We start from the raw sequence: 1,399 nt of genomic DNA, 5'->3' as shown, positions 1-1,399 counted from the left end.
CGTCCACATGGGGTAATCGCGGGAGCGGTCGCCCTGAACACCGATCATATTCTTGGAGGGTGGCTGTTCCCCGATAGGATGGAAATACGGGCTCACGACTTGACGCCGGGCCCAGCATCAAATGGAGAACAGCCATGGAAGAATATATCGGTCTCGACGTGTCGATGAAAGAGACGGCGGTGTCGATCCGCCGTGAAGGCAAGCGGATCTGGCGCGGCAAGTGCGCCTCGAACCCAACGATCATTGCCGAGCTTGTCCGCAAGCGGGCGCCCGCCGCCAAACGTGTGGTGTTCGAGACTGGCCCGCTTTCCGTCTGGTTCTATCATGCGCTTCAGGAAGAGGGGTTGCCGGCGATCTGTATCGATGCGCGCCATGCCAAGGCGGCGCTCGACATGGCCTCGAACAAGACCGACGCGAACGACGCCGATGGTTTGGCGCATCTTGCAGAGGTGGGGTTCTTCCGTGAGGTGCGGGTGAAAGGATACGACAGCATGCTGATACGCACGCTCGTGGCTGCACGGACCCGGCTGGTCAGGATCACTACTGAGCTTTCGAACCAGATTCGTGGAATTATGAAAACATTCGGTCTGGTGGTTCCCGCAGGCAAGGGAACCACGTTCGAGAGGAACGTTCGGAACCTTCTTGTCGATCACGATCAACTTGCTTCCATCGTCTTGCCGATGCTGGCCGCCTGGCGCGACATTCGCATCCGTGCTGCCGAGCTCGGGCGCCAATTGGTTGCGGACGCTCGTGAAAGCCAAGCCTGCCGCACCCTCATGTCGATCCCCGGTATCGGCGTGATCACCGCGACCTCTTTCGTCGCCGCCATTGAGGATCCAAACAACTTCAAGAAGTCCCGCTCTGTCGCCGCCTGGATCGGCTTGACAACCCGCCGATACCAATCGGGAGAAGTCGATTATGACGGCCATATATCCCGACGCGGGGATCGACATCTGCGAGGGCTTCTCTACGAAGCCGCGGCAGTCATTCTGACCCGCTGCTCAACCGACAGCACCCTGCGGACATGGGGTCTCCAACTCCGGGAGAGGATCGGCTTCAAACGTGCCGCCGTGGCTGTGGCGCGCAAACTGGCGGTGATAATGCATACGATGCTCAAAACCGGCGAGCTCTTCAACCCGAATGCAGGAGCCACGGCATAATTCCGAATAGCGTTCAGATTCTGAACGCCTGAGGCGTCCCTGCCGGGACGTGAGCCGAGCCATTCCGCTGATGGGGTTGCACTGCTGTCTCAGCAAAGTGCGTCGTCCACATTGAAGGCTCGTCCCGTGAAGCTCCATCATGTGGCGACCAACGTCGACCGCGAAGACAACCATGCACCCGGCAGCGTCGTCTCGACGCAATAATATGCTTGACGCCCCAGAAGCGATTAGACAACCCC

1 protein-coding gene is annotated in these 1,399 nt (G+C 59.5%); it reads left to right on the top strand.

Going from position 1 to position 1,399, the window contains the following annotated elements; translation table 11 throughout:
- Positions 1-134: 134 nt before the first annotated feature.
- Positions 135-1,160, top strand: a complete 1,026-nt coding sequence (locus BKM74_RS18370) for an IS110 family RNA-guided transposase (protein ID WP_086467133.1) — start codon at positions 135-137, stop codon at positions 1,158-1,160.
- Positions 1,161-1,399: the final 239 nt, after the last annotated feature.

The organism is Oceanibaculum nanhaiense (genome assembly GCF_002148795.1).
GTDB lineage: Bacteria > Pseudomonadota > Alphaproteobacteria > Oceanibaculales > Oceanibaculaceae > Oceanibaculum > Oceanibaculum nanhaiense.
Note: the sequence above shows the minus strand (reverse complement) of the source record. Positions and strands in the feature narration are given on the sequence as shown.